We start from the raw sequence: 15,547 nt of genomic DNA on the forward strand, positions 1-15,547 counted from the left end.
TTTTGTCTACGCGCGTTACCGGCCGATCGCCAGACAATCCCGGCCGCCCGGGTTCCGGAAGCCCGTGCCCGCTGCCCTAGACTCGAAGACGTGCCACGTGGTGACGGAAGACTCAACCACGATCTTCTTCCCGGTGAGAAAGGCCCCCAGGACGCTTGCGGCGTCTTCGGTGTCTGGGCTCCCGGCGAGGAGGTCGCCAAGCTCACGTTCTTCGGCCTTTACGCCCTGCAGCACCGCGGTCAGGAATCCGCGGGCATCGCAGTGAGCAACGGCTCCCAGATTCTCGTCTTCAAGGACATGGGGCTCGTGTCCCAGGTCTTCGACGAGGCCTCCCTGGGGTCGTTGCACGGGCATATCGCCGTCGGACACGCCCGCTACTCGACCACCGGGTCCTCGGTCTGGGAGAACGCCCAGCCGACCTTCCGCGCGACCGTGCACGGTTCGCTGGCCCTCGGGCACAACGGAAACCTGGTGAACACCGCCGAACTGGCGGCGATGGTCGCCGAACTGCCCGGTGAGGAGCACGTCTCCCGCTCCGGGCGGAGCGCCGCGACCAACGACACCGACCTGGTGACCGCGCTGCTCGCCGGCCACCCGGACCTCTCCATCGAGGAGACGGCCAAGGTCGTGCTGCCCAAGGTCAAGGGCGCGTTCTCGCTCGTCTTCATGGACGAGCACACCCTCTACGCCGCCCGCGACCCGCAGGGCATCCGCCCGCTGGTGCTCGGTCGGCTGGAGCGCGGCTGGGTGGTCGCCTCCGAGACGGCGGCGCTGGACATCTGCGGCGCCTCGTTCATCCGCGAGGTCGAGCCCGGCGAGCTGATCGCCGTCGACGAGAACGGCATGCGCAGCTCCCGCTTCGCCGAGGCGAAGCCCAAGGGCTGCGTGTTCGAGTACGTCTACCTGGCCCGCCCCGACACCAGCATCGCCGGGCGCAACGTGCACCTCTCCCGCGTGGAGATGGGCCGCCGCCTGGCGAAGGAGGCGCCCGTCGAGGCCGACCTGGTGATAGCGACGCCGGAGTCCGGCACCCCCGCCGCGATCGGCTACGCCGAGGCCAGCGGCATCCCGTACGGCTCCGGCCTGGTGAAGAACGCCTACGTGGGCCGCACCTTCATCCAGCCCAGCCAGACCATCCGTCAGCTCGGCATCCGGCTCAAGCTCAACCCGCTGCGCGAGGTCATCGCGGGCAAGCGCCTGGTGGTCGTCGACGACTCGATCGTCCGCGGCAACACCCAGCGCGCGCTGGTGCGGATGCTGCGCGAGGCCGGCGCCGCCGAGGTGCACATCCGGATCTCCTCGCCGCCGGTGAAGTGGCCGTGCTTCTTCGGCATCGACTTCGCCACCCGGGCGGAGCTGATCGCCAACGGGATGACCGTCGAGGAGATCGGCCGCACGCTCGGCGCGGACTCGCTCTCCTACATCTCGATCGACGGCATGATCGAGGCCACCAAGCAGCCCAAGGACAGGCTCTGCCGGGCCTGCTTCGACGGCGAGTACCCGATGGAGCTGCCGGACCCGGCACTGCTCGGCAAGCTCCTGCTGGAGGCCGAGATCAAGGGCAGCCAGCAGCCGCCGGCCGTGCGCGGCAAGCCGACCAGCGGCAGCGACCTGGACGGCGTCCAGTCGCTGCTCGGCGGGGCGGGCGCGGCCGACGCGCTGCGCCGCCCGTAACGAATCCACGGTGGGGTCCCGCGAAACGGGGCCCCACCGCTGTTCCAGCCCCCACCAGACCCGAGAGGGCCGCACCGTAGTGACCAGCAACCAGAACGGCGCCACCTACGCCGCAGCCGGCGTCGACATCGAGGCGGGCGACCGCGCCGTCGAGCTCATGAAGCAGTGGGTGAAGAAGGCGAACCGCCCCGAGGTGGTCGGCGGTCTCGGCGGCTTCGCCGGCCTCTTCGACGCGTCCGCCTTCAAGCGCTACGAGCGGCCGCTGCTGGCTTCGGCCACCGACGGCGTGGGGACCAAGGTGGCCATCGCGGCCGCCATGGACAAGCACGACACCATCGGCCACGACCTGGTCGGCATGGTCGTCGACGACCTGGTCGTGTGCGGCGCCGAGCCGCTGTTCATGACCGACTACATCTGCGTCGGCAAGGTCGTGCCGGAGCGGGTCGCCGCGATCGTCAAGGGCATCGCCGAGGGCTGCGCGCTGGCCGGCTGCGCCCTGGTCGGCGGCGAGACCGCCGAGCACCCGGGCCTGCTCGGCCCGGACGAGTACGACGTCGCGGGCGCCGGCACCGGCGTGGTCGAGGCCGACGCGCTGCTCGGCGCCGACCGCGTGCGGGCCGGCGACGTGGTGATCGCGATGGCGGCCTCGGGCCTGCACTCCAACGGCTACTCGCTGGTGCGCCACGTGCTGCTGAACGAGGCCGGCTGGAAGCTGGACCGCAAGGTCGAGGAGTTCGGCCGCACGCTCGGCGAGGAGCTGCTGGAGCCGACCCGGATCTACTCGCTGGACTGCCTGGCGCTCACCCGCGCCACCGAGATCCACGCCTTCTCGCACGTCACCGGCGGCGGCCTGGCGGCCAACCTGGCCCGGGTCGTCCCGGAGGGCCTGCACGCCCGCCTGGACCGCGGCACCTGGACCCCGCTGCCGGTCTTCCAGACCGTCGCCCAGGTCGGCAAGGTGGCCACCCTGGAGATCGAGAAGACGCTCAACATGGGCGTCGGCATGGTCGCGGTCGTCCCGCCGTCCTCGGTGGACGCCGTGCTGGCGATCCTGGAGGACCGCGGCGTCGAGGCCTGGCTGCTCGGCGACATCGTCGAGCGCACCGGCGAGCACGAGGCCGGCGCGGCGCTCTACAACGCCTACGAGGGCTTCACCGCGGGCTGAGCCCGGCTGGACGACGAGAGGGCCCCTCCGGCGCACCGGAGGGGCCCTCTCGTCGTCCAGCCACCCGGGGCGGCGACCACCCGGTACACCATCCGGTACGCGGGAACGCCGAAGACCGGCCTGGCGCGCTGGGCGCCTGGGCCGGTCGGCGAAACTACTGGCTACGAGCGGCGAGAGGCCTGCGACGGCCCGGTGCCCGGCTCGGTGTCGTCCTCGTCGTCGAGGTCGGCATAGCGGGCGGCGTACTCGGCATACGGGTCGTCGTCCTCCTCCTCCTCGATCGGCTCCGGGTCGATCGGAGCGGTGGACGGCGATGCGCCCAGCTCGTTGGACAGACGGTTAGCGTCAAACCCGCCGCTGTTGTACTTCAGCTCGCGGGCGACCTTCGTCTGCTTGGCCTTGGCCCGGCCGCGCCCCATGGGTCGACCCCCTCAACGATGGGGCTCACGGCCCCGAGTCTGACACGTGTTCATGATCAGGACCGGCCTGCCCGAATGGGAGGACCGTCCCTTGGAGCATTAACGGTACCTGTTTCCGCCGCTGGACGGTACGTCGTCGGTGTGACGTGGCGCGCACCGGCCGCACCCGAGACCAGGTCTTCCCAGGTCAGGGGAGGTTTTGCGGCGGTTTGCGCGCTGTCCGGAGGTGTCTCAGGTCCGTCGTTCCAGGACCGATTATCCCCCCAAGGGGGACCTTGGATCACCCGATCGGGCGCAGAAGTGAGAATCCGGTTCCACATCGTGATGCGCGGGGGACGGCTGGGCCCCTCCCGCCCGGGGGCGGGTCACGGGGGTGCGGCCGCCCCCCGCGCGTCCGAGGTTCCGGGGGCGCCGGATCAGGCCCGGCGGGCGCCCGGCAGCAGGACCGTGCGCAGCGCGCTGATCTCGCGCATCCGCTTCTCGGCCAAGCGGTCGGCGGCGACCGCCGGCGGGACGCCGTCGGAGGCGGCCCGGGTGAAGATCTCCAGGGTGGTGTCGAAGATCCTGGTGGCCTTGTTCTTGGCCCGGTCGAAGTTGAAGCCCTCGATCTCGTCGGCGACCTGGATCACGCCGCCGGAGTTCACCAGGTAGTCCGGCGCGTAGAGGATGCCGCGGTCCGCGAGGTCCTTCTCGACGCCCGGGTGGGCCAGCTGGTTGTTGGCCGCGCCGCAGACGATCGTGGTGCCGGACTCGCCGAGCGCGGCCACCGTGTCGTCGGTCAGCGCGCCGCCCAGGGCGCAGGGGGCGTAGACGTCCAGCCGGGCCTGCAGCAGGGCGGCGGTGTCGGCGACGACCTCCACCTCCGGGTGGGCCGCGCGGACGCGGTTCACGGCGGTCTCGGAGACGTCGGTGATGACGACGGTGGCGCCGTCCGCGACGAGGTGGCCGACCAGGTAGTGGCCGACCTTGCCGACGCCCGCGACGCCGACCCGCTTCCCGCGCAGGGTCGGCTGGCCCCAGCGGGCCTGGGCGGTGGCGCGCATGCCCTGGAAGACGCCGAAGGCGGTCAGGATGGACGAGTCGCCGGCGCCGCCGTGCTCGGGCGAGCGGCCCGTCACGAACTGCGTCTCGCGCGCGATGACGTCCATGTCCTGCACGTAGGTGCCCACGTCGCAGGCGGTGATGTAGCGGCCGCGCAGGGACTCCACGAAGCGGCCGTAGGCGCGGAGCATCGCCTCGTTCTTGTCCTTGGCGGGGTCGCCGATGATGACGGCCTTGCCGCCGCCGAGGTCGAGCCCGGCCAGCGCGTTCTTGTAGGACATGCCGCGGGACAGGTTGAGCGCGTCCTCCAGGGCCGCCTCCTCGGAGGCGTACGGGAAGAAGCGGGTGCCGCCGAGGGCCGGGCCCAGTGCGGTGGAGTGGATGGCGATGATCGCCTTGAGCCCGGAGCTGCGGTCGTGGCAGAGGACGACCTGCTCGTGGCCGTCGCCGGGGGCGCCGTCCTGCTCGGTGCGGAAGATCCTGCTGAGCACTCCGGGTGCGGGGTGCGTGGCGGATGTCTGTACGTCGGTCACTGTGGTGACTCCAGTATCGAAGGCCCGCCTGCTGTGGTGCGGGCGCCTAGGGCGAAGCGTAGTCGCGGGAGCGTCGCCGATCCGCCCTCTTGTCCGAGCTTGTCCCCGCGGTCCGGGGAATGGGACGCCGGGGGTGCGCGGTGCGGGCGCGAAGGGGTTCGGGGGCGCGCCCTCCCGGGGCCGGTCGGCGCGTGCGACCATGCAGGACGTGACCGTCGTGCGCACCTCGGTACTGCCGCCCTACGCCGCCCACCTGCGGGTCTACGAGCCGCTGGCCGCCTACCCGGAGTCCGAGCGGGCGCGCTGGCAGGCCTACGCGGCGGAGCGCGGTCCGGACGCCGTCGAGGCGGCGCAGCCGGTGGCCGCGGCCGTCCTGGAGGAGCAGCGGGAGGCGCTGGCGGAGCTGGCCGCCCGGACGCCCCGGGCGCTGCCCGAGCGGGAGAGCGGGCGGGCCTACCTGCGGGTGGTGGACGGCGTGCTGTACGTCTGCCCGTGGGCGACCAGGCTGCGCAGCTGGCAGGCGCTGGAGGAGCTGCGGGCGGCCGCGCCGGTGGCGCTGCTGGACACCGCGGTGCCGCCGGTGGCCCGGGCGGCGGCGGAGGCGGACCGGGAGCGCTGGCGGGCCGGCCATCCGGACGCCCGGCCGTGGATCCTGACCAGCCGGTGGGAGGTGCCGGTGCGCTGGTTCCTGCCGTTCGGGGACGAGGACCGCTGTTTCGTGCCGGCGCAGGAGCGGGGCAAGCCGGGGCGGGCGGCGGCGCTGTTCTACCTGGTGCCGATGGCGCAGGCGCGCCGCCGGGTGGCCCGGGCCTTCCGGGCACTGCGTGAAGAGGTGCCGGACGGGGAACTGGTCCGGGGGGCGGAACGGATCGGGCGGTGGCTGGAGGAATTCCATCCGCGCTCGCTGGTGGAGCTGGACTACGGGGGGCTGGTGCATTTGCTGGGGCCGGAGCGGCTGTTGGCGGACCGTTCGGCGGGGGAGCTGGAGGAGGGGCTCCGCGCGCTGCGGGCGGGGGACACCGCGGAGGCGCTGCGCGCGTACGGGGAACTGACGGCGCGCTGGCGGAGGGTGCTGGCGCTGCGGTACGCGAACTGACGTCCGACCACCCGTGTATGACTGTAAGAGTCCTATGGCCCGAGCTGGATGACCAAGGTCCTGGTTCGGGTCAATAGCTGTCGAACGTGACACTACTCACCGTTGACGCGAACTTACCCCTATGTGCAAAAATGGGACAACCAGCCCAACTTCACGCGGGCATGCCCACTTTTGGGTGGTTCTGGAGTCGATGCGTGCTTTGCGGGGAAACAGGGGGTCTGGTCCCCTCGTAACCAGGCGTCACGGCCGCGTGACTGCCCGTTATGGGGTGGTCCATCGCCATCCGTCGCTCTTGAACCCGTGAGGGGTCAATTTTGGCGGTTTGGTCGATAGGGCTGGACGGATGGTGTAGTTGTAGACACCAGGACAAGCCGTTCGTCCTATAACCGACTCGGCCCGTCTATGCCATTTCGGGCATCGCGGGCCAAGGTGCAGAATTTGAAGGATAGAACCGCCCTGGTTCGGTTCTCCCGAGGAGGCCGCTCATGACCGCTCGTACCCCTGATGCTGAGCCCCTGCTGACGCCGGCAGAGGTCGCCACCATGTTCCGCGTGGACCCGAAGACGGTCACTCGTTGGGCCAAGGCGGGCAAGCTGACGTCCATTCGCACGCTCGGCGGTCACCGCCGTTACCGCGAGGCGGAGGTGCGCGCTCTGCTGGCCGGGATTCCCGCTCAGCGCACTGAGGCCTGATAGGCCGAAGGCTCTTTAAAGGGGCCGCTTACCGGACTCCGCCGGGTCCGGTAAGCGGCCCCTTTGCCATGTCCGCTCGCGGTGCCCGGGTACTCGGCACAACGTACGGAATGCTGAACTCCGGATAACGATTCGATGCGCATGATGCGGGGGGGATTTACAGTTAATGGCTGTACAATTTTACATATTAAATTAGTGAGGTCTTGGTGGGGGTGGTGCGGGGGTGTTCTCGGGAAAAGATAAGTGACGACCGTCACACCGTCTGTCACTTGTGGTCTGGACCTGGTCCGGGATAAACACCGAACGCCAAAAGCGAGAGGCCCGGAACCTGACGGTTCCGGGCCTCTCGCACTGCGGCGATCCCGACGGGACTTGAACCCGCGACCTCCACCTTGACAGGGTGGCGAGCTAACCAACTGCTCCACGGGACCAGAGTTTTCTGATCTCGTTCACTCGCTTGCCGCGCTGCGAACAAGACAGATCGTAGCCCATGGTGGGCCCCCAGGTCGAACTGGCACCTGAGGGCCCCCGAGGAGGCCGCCGCCCAGCTCAGAGCGTGGCCCTGGCGGCCTCCATCGCCTTGGTGATCCGCTTCTCCGACACCGGGCTCGGCGTGCCCAGCGACTGGGCGAAGAAGCTGACCCGCAACTCCTCGATCATCCAGCGGATCGCCAGCACCTCCGCGGACGGCTGCCGGCCGGCCGGCACCGCCGCCAGCAGCTCCCCGTACTCCCGCTGCACCTGCTGGACCTTCAGCAGCTGCTGGGCGTCCCGCTGCGGGTGGTTGGGCAGCGCCTCCAGCCGGCGGTCCACCGCCAGCAGGTAGCGCTTGAGGTCCGGCAGCCGCTGCCAGCCGGTGTCCGTGACGAAGCCCGGGTGCACCAGGGAGGCCAGGTGCAGCCGGATGTCGTTCACCGCGTTCAGCAGCACCGGGCTGCTCACCGACTTCAGCCGGGTCGAGGCCTTGTGGAAGGCGATCAGTGCGGTGGCCGTCTTCAGCGTGGTGTCCGCGGACAGGTCGTACAGGTCCGCCCGCACCTTGTCGTGCAGCGTGCCGAAGGCCGCCTCGTCCCAGGCCGGTCCGCCGGCCAGGGTCATCAGCCGGTCCGTCGCACAGGCCACCACGTCCTCGAAGAGGGCGTTCACCGAGCCGTGCGGGTTGTGCGAGAGCGCCAGCTTCGCCTGGTTGCCCAGCCGGCCCTGGATCGACTTGGCCGGGGAGGTGGTGGTCAGCATCAGCAGCCGGCGGGTGCCCTCCCACATCGACCGCGTCTGCGCCTGCGGGGTGTCGAACAGCTTCACGCCGACCGACGCCCCCTCGTCCACCAGGGCCGGGTAGGCGCGCAGCGAGTGGCCGCGCGAGCGCTGCTCGAAGGTGCGCTGGAGCACGGGCAGGCCGCCCGGCCAGGCGGTCAGCCCGCCCTGCTCGATGCCCTGGCCGGAGGCCGCCGAGGACAGCGTCTCCTTGAGCTTCGGCTTGAGCCGCAGCCGCAGCTCCTCCAGGTCCTTGGACTCGGCGAGCTTGCGGCGGCCGTCCACCACCCGGAAGGTCACCTTGAGGTGGTCCGGCACCCGCTCGTCGTCCCAGGCCTCCGGCGGCACGGTGATGGCCGTCAGGCGCTTGAGGGCGTGCTCCAGGGACGGCAGCAGCGGCTCCTGGCGGTCCTTCACCGCGCGCAGCGCCGCCTTCGCGAAGTCCGGCGCCGGCACGAAGTTGCGCCGGATCGCCTTCGGCAGCGACTTGATGTACGCGGTGACCAGCTCCGTCCGCAGGCCCGGGATCTGCCAGTCGAAGCCCTCCGCGGTGACCTGGTTGAGCACCGGCAGCGGGATGTGGACGGTCACGCCGTCCGCGTCGCTGCCCGGTTCGAACTGGTAGGTCAGCTGGAAGCGCAGCTTGCCCTGCTGCCAGTGGTCCGGGTAGTCGGCCTCCGTGACGCCGTCCGCGGAGTCGTTGATCAGCATCGACTTCTCGAAGTTGAGCAGGTCCGGCTGCTCGTGCCGGGCCTTCTTCCACCAGGAGTCGAAGTGCCGGGTGGAGACCACGTCCTCCGGCAGCCGGGCGTCGTAGAACTCGAACAGGGTCTGGTCGTCGACCATGATGTCCCGGCGCCGGGCCCGGTTCTCCAGCTCCTCGACCTCGCCGAGCAGCTTGCGGTTCTCGGCGAAGAACCGGTGGTGGGTCTCCCAGTCGCCCTCGACCAGCGCGTTGCGGATGAACAGCTCGCGGCACAGCTCCGGGTCGATCCGGCCGTAGTTGACCTTGCGCTGGGTGACGACCGGCATCCCGTAGAGCGTCACCCGCTCGTACGCCAGGACGGCTCCGGCCTTCTTCTCCCAGTGCGGCTCGCTGTACGTCCGCTTGATCAGGTGGCCGGCCAGCGGCTCCACCCACTCCGGCTCGATCTTGGCGTTGATCCGCGCCCACAGCCGGGACGTCTCCACCAGCTCGGCCGACATCACCCAGCGCGGCGGCTTCTTGAACAGGCCCGAGCCCGGGAACACCGCGAACCGGGCGCCGCGCGCGCCGCCGTACTCGCGCTTCTCCACGTCGAACAGGCCGATGTGGGAGAGCAGGCCGGCCAGCAGCGACTGGTGGATCCGGTCGGCGTCCGGCTCGGCGTCCTCGTGCGGCTCCTCGATGGTGACGCCCAACTGCTTGGCGACCGTGCGCAGCTGGGTGTAGATGTCCTGCCACTCCCGTATCCGCAGGTAGTTGAGGAACTCCGCCTTGCACATCCGGCGGAAGGCCGAGGAGGACAGCTCGCGCTGCTGCTCCCGGACGTAGCGCCACATCGCCAGGTAGGACAGGAAGTCGGAGGTCTCCGAGTTGAACCGGCGGTGCCGCTCGTCGGCGGCCTGGCGCTTCTCGGCGGGGCGCTCGCGCGGGTCCTGGATGGACAGCGCGGCGGCGATCACCATCACGTCGCGCACGCAGCCGTTCTTGTCGGCCTCCAGCACCATCCGGGCCATCCGCGGGTCCACCGGGAGCTGGGCCAGCTGGCGGCCGAGCGCGGTGAGGCGCTTGCGCGGGTCCTTCTCGTCCGGGTCCAGCGCGCCCAGCTCGTGCAGCAGGTGCACGCCGTCCTTGATGTTGCGGGAGTCCGGCGGGTCCAGGAACGGGAAGGCGGCGATGTCGCCGAGGCCCGCCGCCGTCATCTGCAGGATCACCGAGGCCAGGTTGGTGCGCAGGATCTCGGCGTCGGTGAACTCGGGGCGGGAGAGGAAGTCCTCCTCCGAGTAGAGCCGGATGCAGATGCCGTCGGAGGTGCGGCCGCAGCGGCCCTTGCGCTGGTTGGCGCTGGCCTGGCTGATCGCCTCGATCGGCAGCCGCTGCACCTTGGTGCGGTGGCTGTAGCGGGAGATCCGGGCGGTGCCCGGGTCGATCACGTACTTGATGCCGGGGACGGTGAGGCTGGTCTCGGCGACGTTGGTGGCGAGGACGATCCGGCGGCTGCCGGAGCGCTGGAACACCCGGTGCTGCTCGGCCGAGCTCAGCCGGGCGTACAGCGGCAGGATCTCGGTGGACTTGAGTTTCAGCTTGTCCAGGGCGTCGGCGGTGTCGCGGATCTCGCGCTCGCCGGAGAGGAAGACCAGGATGTCGCCCGGGCCCTCGGCCTGGAGTTCCTGGGCCGCTTCGCAGATCGCCTGGATCTGGTCCCGGTCGCGGTCGGCGTCCGTCGCGTCGTCGTCCTCGTCCAGGTCGTCGACGACCGGGCGGTACCGGACCTCCACCGGGTAGGTGCGGCCGGAGACCTCGATGATCGGGGCGTCGTCGAAGTGCCGGGCGAAGCGCTGCGGGTCGATGGTCGCGGAGGTGATCACGACCTTGAGGTCCGGGCGGCGCGGGAGCAGCTGCTTGACGTAGCCGAGGATGAAGTCGATGTTGAGGCTGCGTTCGTGCGCCTCGTCGATGATCAGGGTGTCGTACTGGAGCAGTTCGCGGTCGGTCTGGATCTCCGCGAGCAGGATGCCGTCCGTCATCAGCTTGACCAGGGTGTCCTGGCCGACCTGGTCGGTGAACCGGACCTTCCAGCCGACCGCCTCGCCCAGCGGGCTGCGCAACTCCTCCGCGACCCGCTCGGCGACCGTACGGGCGGCGATCCGGCGCGGCTGGGTGTGGCCGACCAGACCGCGCACGCCGCGGCCCAGCTCCAGACAGATCTTCGGGATCTGGGTGGTCTTGCCGGAGCCGGTCTCACCCGCGACGATCACCACCTGGTGGTCCCGGATGGCCGCCAGGATCTCGTCCTTCTTCTGGCTGACCGGCAGCTCGGCGGGATAGCTGATCGGCGGGACGGCACCTCTGCGCTGCTCGACCAGCAGCTCGGCGCGGTCGATGTCGGCGGCGATCTGGGCGGCGACCTTCTGCCGGGCCTCGGGCTTGCGGACCCGACGGGCCCCCTCCAGTCGGCGCCCGATCCGCACCTGGTCGCGCAGGGTCAGCTCGGGCAGGCGGGCGGCCAGCTCACCGATACCGGGACCCTCGGCGGGTGCGGGGGCGGACTGGACTGCGGGAGAACTCACTGCGGGCATCCCTCTAGGTTCGCAAGGAGGCACGGCGGCGCGCACCTCGGTTTTCGAGCCTCTCCAGTGTCACAGCCCCCGGCGGCCGAGCGCGAACGGCGGGCCCGGGTGCCGGTGACGTCGGGCCGGGCGGCTCCGGGCCGGGCCGGGCAACGGTTCGCGGCGGTTTCGGGCTCTGGGGGTTGAGGAGGTGCTCATGGGAGCCCAGAAGACCGCGAGGGACGAGGAGTTCCGCGCGTTCACCGGCAGCGCGTGGACGCGGCTGCTCAGGACGGCGTACCTGCTCGCGGGGGACCGGCACACCGCCGAGGACTTGGTCCAGCAGGCCCTGGAGCGGGCGTACGTCGCCTGGGGCCGGGTCCGGGCGGCCGACGACCCGCACGCCTACGTGCGCCGGATCCTGATCAACGAGCACGCCCGCCGGTTCCGCCGCCGAGCGGCCGAGGAACTGGTCACCGCCGTCCCCGACCGGGCCGCACCCGAGGGCCCCGACGGCTACGCGCGGCTGGACGAACGGGCTGCGCTGCTCGCGGCCCTCGGCACGCTGCCGCCCCGGCAGCGGCAGGCCGTCGTGCTGCGGTACTGGGAGGACCTCACCGAGACCCAGACCGCCGCGGCGATGGGCTGCTCGGTCGGGACGGTGAAGAGCCAGGCGGCCAGGGGCCTGGCCAAGCTGCGGGAGGCCTCCTCACTCAACGGGCTGGCGAGCATCGGAGGCGGAAGATGAGCAACGAGGGCAACGAGGGCAACGAGGGCAACGAGGGCAACGAGGGCAACGAGGGCAACGAGGGCAACGAGGGCAACGAGGGGGCCGTGGGGAACGTGGACGGCGAGGACAGGGCCGGGGCGGGGTCCGAGGCCTCGGCGGCGCGGGTCCTGGGCGAGCTGGCCGGAAGCGTCGAGATCGGGGCCGTCCCGTACGACCGGCTGGTCGCCGGGGGGCGGCGCCGGCTGCGGCGCCGGCGGCTGCTGACCAGCGGGGCGGTGGCGGCGCTGGTCGCGGCGGCCGTCGTCGGGGGGACGGCACTCGGCGGGCTCGGGCGGGGGCGGGGGCCGGGCGACGCGGCCGACGCGGGGGCGGTGGTGGCGGACGCCCGGACCGTCACCACCGCCGAGGCCGCCGCGGGCACCGCAGGCACCGCGGGCACCGCCGCGACACCGACCGCTCCCGCGCGGGATCCGTTCACCCCGGTCCGGGTCGTGGTCGGCCAGGGCACCACGAACGGCAGGCAGTGGCAGGCGTGGGCCGCGTTCTGGCCGGCGGCCGCCACCAAGGAGGACGCCCTCCGGCAGGCCCGGCTGATCTGGGCGGACCGGCACGCGGCCATCCCGCAACTGCCGGAGACCACCAGGGCGGACATCGACCGGAGCTGGCGCCCGGACGTGGACCTGGTGAACCTCTACGCCACCGTGGACGGGCAGCGCCAGGTCGACGACGCGATGCACGACACCCCCGCCCCGGGGGCGCCGGACGGGGCGATCATCGACCGGGCCACCTCCGGAGGGGGGACGATGCTCGGGCTCAAGGGCGGGGAGCTGGGCGCCTCACCGGTGGTGATCGCCGGGGTCCGGCCCCAGGTCGCGAAGGTCGTGGTCACCTGGGACACCGGCGGCGTCAGCGCGTCGGTGCCGGTCGCCCTCGGGGACTCCCCGACGCGCTGGTACGCGATCGCCAAGAAGCCGGGCGCCCAGGCCCGCACGTTCACGTACTACGCGGCGGACGGCTCCGTGCTGGGCACCGACGCCAGCTGGTTCCGCTCCTACTGAACCCGCCCGGCGCTGTGCCGGCCCCGGCGCCGCCCGCGCGACCGGCCCACGTCCCCCTCGGGTCAGCCCGCCCGAGGGGGAGCCGCCCGGGATCAGTAGGGCAGCAGGTCGCCGGTGGCCAGCTCGAAGCCGAAGTGTTCCGGGGCCATGAGTGCGACGCCTCCCGAACCGAATCCCACCGGTGTCCGGCACCCAGCGTGGTCGGCGCCCGGCCCCCGGGACGGCGGAAGCCCCGCAGCGATCACGCTGCGGGGCTTCCGATCTGTGGCCAGGGCCGGGGTCGAACCGGCGACCTTCCGCTTTTCAGGCGGACGCTCGTACCAACTGAGCTACCTGGCCGTACTACACCGTCTCTTGCGAGACGAGCGATCCCGACGGGACTTGAACCCGCGACCTCCACCTTGACAGGGTGGCGAGCTAACCAACTGCTCCACGGGACCTTGTAGTGGTTTCCCACTAAGGTCTTGCGGCACTGCTTTTTACTACGGTACTGCGTGCCCCCAACGGGATTCGAACCCGTGCTACCGCCTTGAAAGGGCGGCGTCCTGGGCCACTAGACGATGAGGGCTTGCGGCCTGTCCCGCTGTTTCCAGCGTTCGGGGACGTCGAGAAGCATATGGGATGCAGGGCGGATCGCCAAAACGGGTTTCGGCCGGGTGGGTGGGGGCCGTCCGAGGGCCGCCCGGGGCGGGGGTCAGGACCAGCCGAGTTCGTCGAGTTCGTGGTCGTCGAAGCCGAAGTGGTGGGCGACCTCGTGGATGACCGTGGTGCGGACTTCGGCGACGACCTGGTCGTGGGTCTCGCAGTGCCGGAGGGTGGGGCCGCGGTAGATGAGGATCCGGTCGGGCAGGACGCCCGCGTACCACTCGCCGCGTTCGGTGAGCGGGGTGCCCTCGTAGAGGCCGAGGAGTTCCGGGTCGGCGGGGTCGGGTTCGTCCTCGACGAAGACGGCGACGTTGTCCATCATGGCCGCGAGCTGCGGGGGAATCTGGTCGAGGGCGTCGCTGACCAGCGTCTCGAACTCTTCCCGGGTCATCTCCACCGGTTCATTGTCGGGTCTGGAGTGACGCTGTGCCAGACGGCGGAAGCCGGTGTTTGATGGGGTTATGGCGACCTCGGACGGCACGGTGGACGGCCCGGCGCGGACCCGGCCGGTGGGCGACGGGACGGCCGCCCGGAGACGGCCGCCGGTGTGGCGCGGGCAGGGGCCGGCCGTGGCCGTGATCGCGGTGGGCGGGGCGATCGGGGCGGTGGCCCGGTACGGCGCCGGGTTGGCCTGGGCGAACGGGCCGGCGGCGTTCCCGTGGACGACGCTGCTGATCAACGTGGTCGGGTGCGCGGTGATCGGGGTCTTCCTGGTGGTGATCACCGAGGGGCGTCCGGCGCACCCGCTGCTGCGGCCGTTCTTCGGCACCGGGGTGCTGGGCGGCTTCACCACCTTCTCGACGTACGCGGTGGACATCCGGCGGCTGGTGGAGGAGGGGCGGCTCGGGCTCGGGCTGGCGTACTTGGGGCTGACGCTGCTGGGCGCGCTCGGCGCGGTGTGGGCGGCGGCCGCGCTGACGCGCCGTCTGATCGCCCGTGGGGGCGTGCGGTGAGCAGGTTGAGCGGGCCGGCGCTGCGGCTGACCGTGCTGGTGGGGGAGAACGACCGCTGGCACCACCGGCCGCTGTACAGCGAGATCGTGCACCGGGCGCGGGCGGCGGGGCTGGCCGGGGCGAGCGTGTTCCGGGGAATCGAGGGGTTCGGGGCGTCGTCGCTGGTGCACACGGCGCGGCTGCTGTCGCTGAGCGAGGACCTGCCGGTGGCGGTGGTGATCGTGGACGAGGAGGAGCGGGTGCGGGCGTTCCTGCCGCAGTTGGACGGGCTGGTGGCGGAGGGTCTGGTGCTGCTGGACCGCTGCGAAGTGGTCAGGTACGTGGGGCGGGAAGGGGCTTCGGGGTGAACTGGCTGCTGGTGGTGGCGGGCGCGGCGGTCGGCGCGCCGCTGCGGTACCTGACCGACCGGGCCGTGCAGGCCCGGCACGACTCGGTGTTCCCCTGGGGGACGTTCGCGGTGAACGTGGCCGGCTGCCTGGTGCTCGGCCTGGTGACCGGGGCGGTGGCGGCGGGGACCGCGTCCCCGCACGTCCAGGTGCTGCTGGGGACGGGGCTGTGCGGGGCGCTGACCACGTACTCGACCTTCTCGTACGAGACGCTGCGGCTGGTCGAGACCGGGGCGGGGCGGTACGCGCTGGCGAACGTGGCGGGCAGCGTGGTGGCGGGGCTGGCCGCGGTGTACGTGGGGGCGGGGCTGGCCTCGGCGTTCTGGGGCTGAGCGTCTGCCCGCCTGCCCGCCTGTCCGTCCGCCGGTCTGTCCGCCTGTCCGCCTGTCCGCCTGTCCGCCTGTCCGTCCGCCGGTCTGCTCGCCTGCCGGTTCGGCGGGTTGTGGCGGATGCGGCCCGGACGCTTCCTGGCGCGCTGCCCGTGTCCCGTCGGGGCGGGCGCGCGTTGGGCACCGAAAAGCGGCCGCGCGAGCAGTGGGCGGCCCGGGTGGGGCGGTGGAGAGGGAGCTCGGTGGCTTCGGTGCGGGCGGTTCGGGCGGTGGTGCGTACGGCTTCGGTGCTGGCGGTGGCCGGGCTGGGGTTGACGGGG

Annotated in this window: 13 protein-coding genes and 4 tRNA genes; 9 read left to right on the forward strand and 8 right to left on the reverse strand. The window is 71.6% G+C overall.

Annotated features, from left to right (window positions below; all coding sequences use genetic code 11):
- Positions 1–90 precede the first annotated feature (90 nt).
- Both purF and purM read left to right on the forward strand, forming a co-directional pair.
- Positions 91–1,674: an amidophosphoribosyltransferase gene (gene purF, locus ACIO9K_RS06505; RefSeq protein WP_350880611.1), complete on the forward strand. Its 1,584-nt coding sequence runs from the start codon at positions 91–93 to the stop codon at positions 1,672–1,674.
- 79 nt (positions 1,675–1,753) lie between these two features.
- Entirely contained in the window at positions 1,754–2,839 is a 1,086-nt protein-coding gene (gene purM, locus ACIO9K_RS06510) for a phosphoribosylformylglycinamidine cyclo-ligase (protein ID WP_363581413.1), read from the forward strand.
- 161 nt (positions 2,840–3,000) lie between these two features.
- Here purM and ACIO9K_RS06515 read toward each other — a convergent pair whose 3' ends face one another.
- Both ACIO9K_RS06515 and ACIO9K_RS06520 read right to left on the reverse strand, forming a co-directional pair.
- Positions 3,001–3,258, reverse strand: coding sequence for a DUF3073 domain-containing protein (locus tag ACIO9K_RS06515; RefSeq protein WP_063348338.1), 258 nt, complete (start codon positions 3,256–3,258; stop codon positions 3,001–3,003).
- A gap of 416 nt (positions 3,259–3,674) precedes the next feature.
- Positions 3,675–4,832, reverse strand: a complete 1,158-nt coding sequence (locus ACIO9K_RS06520; RefSeq protein WP_400327429.1) for a Glu/Leu/Phe/Val dehydrogenase dimerization domain-containing protein — start codon at positions 4,830–4,832, stop codon at positions 3,675–3,677.
- Between the two features lie 199 nt (positions 4,833–5,031).
- On the opposite strand from ACIO9K_RS06520, the gene ACIO9K_RS06525 reads away from it, so the two are divergent.
- Positions 5,032–5,928 carry a hypothetical protein gene (locus ACIO9K_RS06525; RefSeq protein WP_363621224.1) on the forward strand — a complete coding sequence of 299 codons (897 nt, stop codon included), beginning with the start codon at positions 5,032–5,034 and terminating at the stop codon, positions 5,926–5,928.
- A gap of 485 nt (positions 5,929–6,413) precedes the next feature.
- Positions 6,414–6,620: a developmental transcriptional regulator BldC gene (bldC, locus tag ACIO9K_RS06530; protein ID WP_014137253.1), complete on the forward strand. Its 207-nt coding sequence runs from the start codon at positions 6,414–6,416 to the stop codon at positions 6,618–6,620.
- 357 nt (positions 6,621–6,977) lie between these two features.
- Here the strand turns inward: bldC and ACIO9K_RS06535 are convergent.
- Positions 6,978–7,051 (reverse strand) — tRNA-Asp (locus tag ACIO9K_RS06535).
- 118 nt (positions 7,052–7,169) lie between these two features.
- Positions 7,170–11,156 carry an ATP-dependent RNA helicase HrpA gene (hrpA, locus tag ACIO9K_RS06540; RefSeq protein WP_363621226.1) on the reverse strand — a complete coding sequence of 1,329 codons (3,987 nt, stop codon included), beginning with the start codon at positions 11,154–11,156 and terminating at the stop codon, positions 7,170–7,172.
- A gap of 187 nt (positions 11,157–11,343) precedes the next feature.
- Between hrpA and ACIO9K_RS06545 the strand changes: the two genes are divergently transcribed.
- Together ACIO9K_RS06545 and ACIO9K_RS06550 are read left to right on the forward strand one after the other, a co-directional pair.
- Positions 11,344–11,874 (forward strand): SigE family RNA polymerase sigma factor, encoded by a 531-nt coding sequence (locus ACIO9K_RS06545; protein WP_400327432.1) that lies wholly within the window; start codon positions 11,344–11,346, stop codon positions 11,872–11,874.
- A complete protein-coding gene (locus tag ACIO9K_RS06550; protein WP_400327434.1) occupies positions 11,871–12,914 on the forward strand; it encodes a hypothetical protein in 1,044 nt (347 codons plus the stop codon). Before ACIO9K_RS06545 ends, ACIO9K_RS06550 begins: the two co-directional genes overlap by 4 nt.
- A 265-nt stretch (positions 12,915–13,179) precedes the next feature.
- Here ACIO9K_RS06550 and ACIO9K_RS06555 read toward each other — a convergent pair.
- The 4 genes from ACIO9K_RS06555 to ACIO9K_RS06570 form a co-directional block, all read right to left on the reverse strand.
- Positions 13,180–13,253 (reverse strand) — tRNA-Phe (locus tag ACIO9K_RS06555).
- Positions 13,254–13,280: 27 nt separating this feature from the next.
- Positions 13,281–13,354: transfer RNA gene (locus ACIO9K_RS06560), tRNA-Asp, on the reverse strand.
- A gap of 55 nt (positions 13,355–13,409) precedes the next feature.
- Positions 13,410–13,482, reverse strand: a tRNA-Glu gene (locus tag ACIO9K_RS06565).
- 126 nt (positions 13,483–13,608) lie between these two features.
- Positions 13,609–13,950, reverse strand: a complete 342-nt coding sequence (locus ACIO9K_RS06570; protein WP_350880588.1) for a metallopeptidase family protein — start codon at positions 13,948–13,950, stop codon at positions 13,609–13,611.
- A 70-nt stretch (positions 13,951–14,020) separates the two neighbouring features.
- Between ACIO9K_RS06570 and crcB (ACIO9K_RS06575) the strand changes: the two genes are divergently transcribed.
- From crcB (ACIO9K_RS06575) to crcB (ACIO9K_RS06585), 3 genes are read left to right on the forward strand one after another with little or no spacing between them, the layout of a single operon-like run.
- Positions 14,021–14,512 (forward strand): fluoride efflux transporter CrcB, encoded by a 492-nt coding sequence (crcB, locus tag ACIO9K_RS06575; protein ID WP_363581401.1) that lies wholly within the window; start codon positions 14,021–14,023, stop codon positions 14,510–14,512.
- Complete coding sequence (locus tag ACIO9K_RS06580; RefSeq protein ID WP_063348329.1) at positions 14,509–14,859, forward strand: DUF190 domain-containing protein; 351 nt, start codon at positions 14,509–14,511, stop codon at positions 14,857–14,859. The genes crcB (ACIO9K_RS06575) and ACIO9K_RS06580 overlap by 4 nt, the downstream gene beginning before the upstream one ends.
- Positions 14,856–15,230, forward strand: a complete 375-nt coding sequence (gene crcB / locus ACIO9K_RS06585) for a fluoride efflux transporter CrcB (RefSeq protein WP_400327437.1) — start codon at positions 14,856–14,858, stop codon at positions 15,228–15,230. Before ACIO9K_RS06580 ends, crcB (ACIO9K_RS06585) begins: the two co-directional genes overlap by 4 nt.
- Positions 15,231–15,547: the final 317 nt, after the last annotated feature.

Source organism: Kitasatospora sp. NPDC087271, from assembly GCF_044744605.1.
Taxonomy (GTDB): Bacteria; Actinomycetota; Actinomycetes; order Streptomycetales; family Streptomycetaceae; genus Kitasatospora.

Bases quoted from the DNA above. Each gene is read 5' to 3' on its own strand.
- ACIO9K_RS06515 (WP_063348338.1), bottom strand. From the start codon at position 3,258: ATGGGGCGCGGCCGGGCCAAGGCCAAGCAGACGAAGGTCGCCCGCGAG.
- ACIO9K_RS06525 (WP_363621224.1), top strand. From the start codon at position 5,032: ATGCAGGACGTGACCGTCGTGCGCACCTCGGTACTGCCGCCCTACGCC.
- bldC (WP_014137253.1), top strand. From the start codon at position 6,414: ATGACCGCTCGTACCCCTGATGCTGAGCCCCTGCTGACGCCGGCAGAG.
- hrpA (WP_363621226.1), bottom strand. From the start codon at position 11,156: ATGCCCGCAGTGAGTTCTCCCGCAGTCCAGTCCGCCCCCGCACCCGCC.
- ACIO9K_RS06545 (WP_400327432.1), top strand. From the start codon at position 11,344: ATGGGAGCCCAGAAGACCGCGAGGGACGAGGAGTTCCGCGCGTTCACC.
- ACIO9K_RS06550 (WP_400327434.1), top strand. From the start codon at position 11,871: ATGAGCAACGAGGGCAACGAGGGCAACGAGGGCAACGAGGGCAACGAG.
- ACIO9K_RS06570 (WP_350880588.1), bottom strand. From the start codon at position 13,950: ATGACCCGGGAAGAGTTCGAGACGCTGGTCAGCGACGCCCTCGACCAG.
- crcB (WP_363581401.1), top strand. From the start codon at position 14,021: ATGGCGACCTCGGACGGCACGGTGGACGGCCCGGCGCGGACCCGGCCG.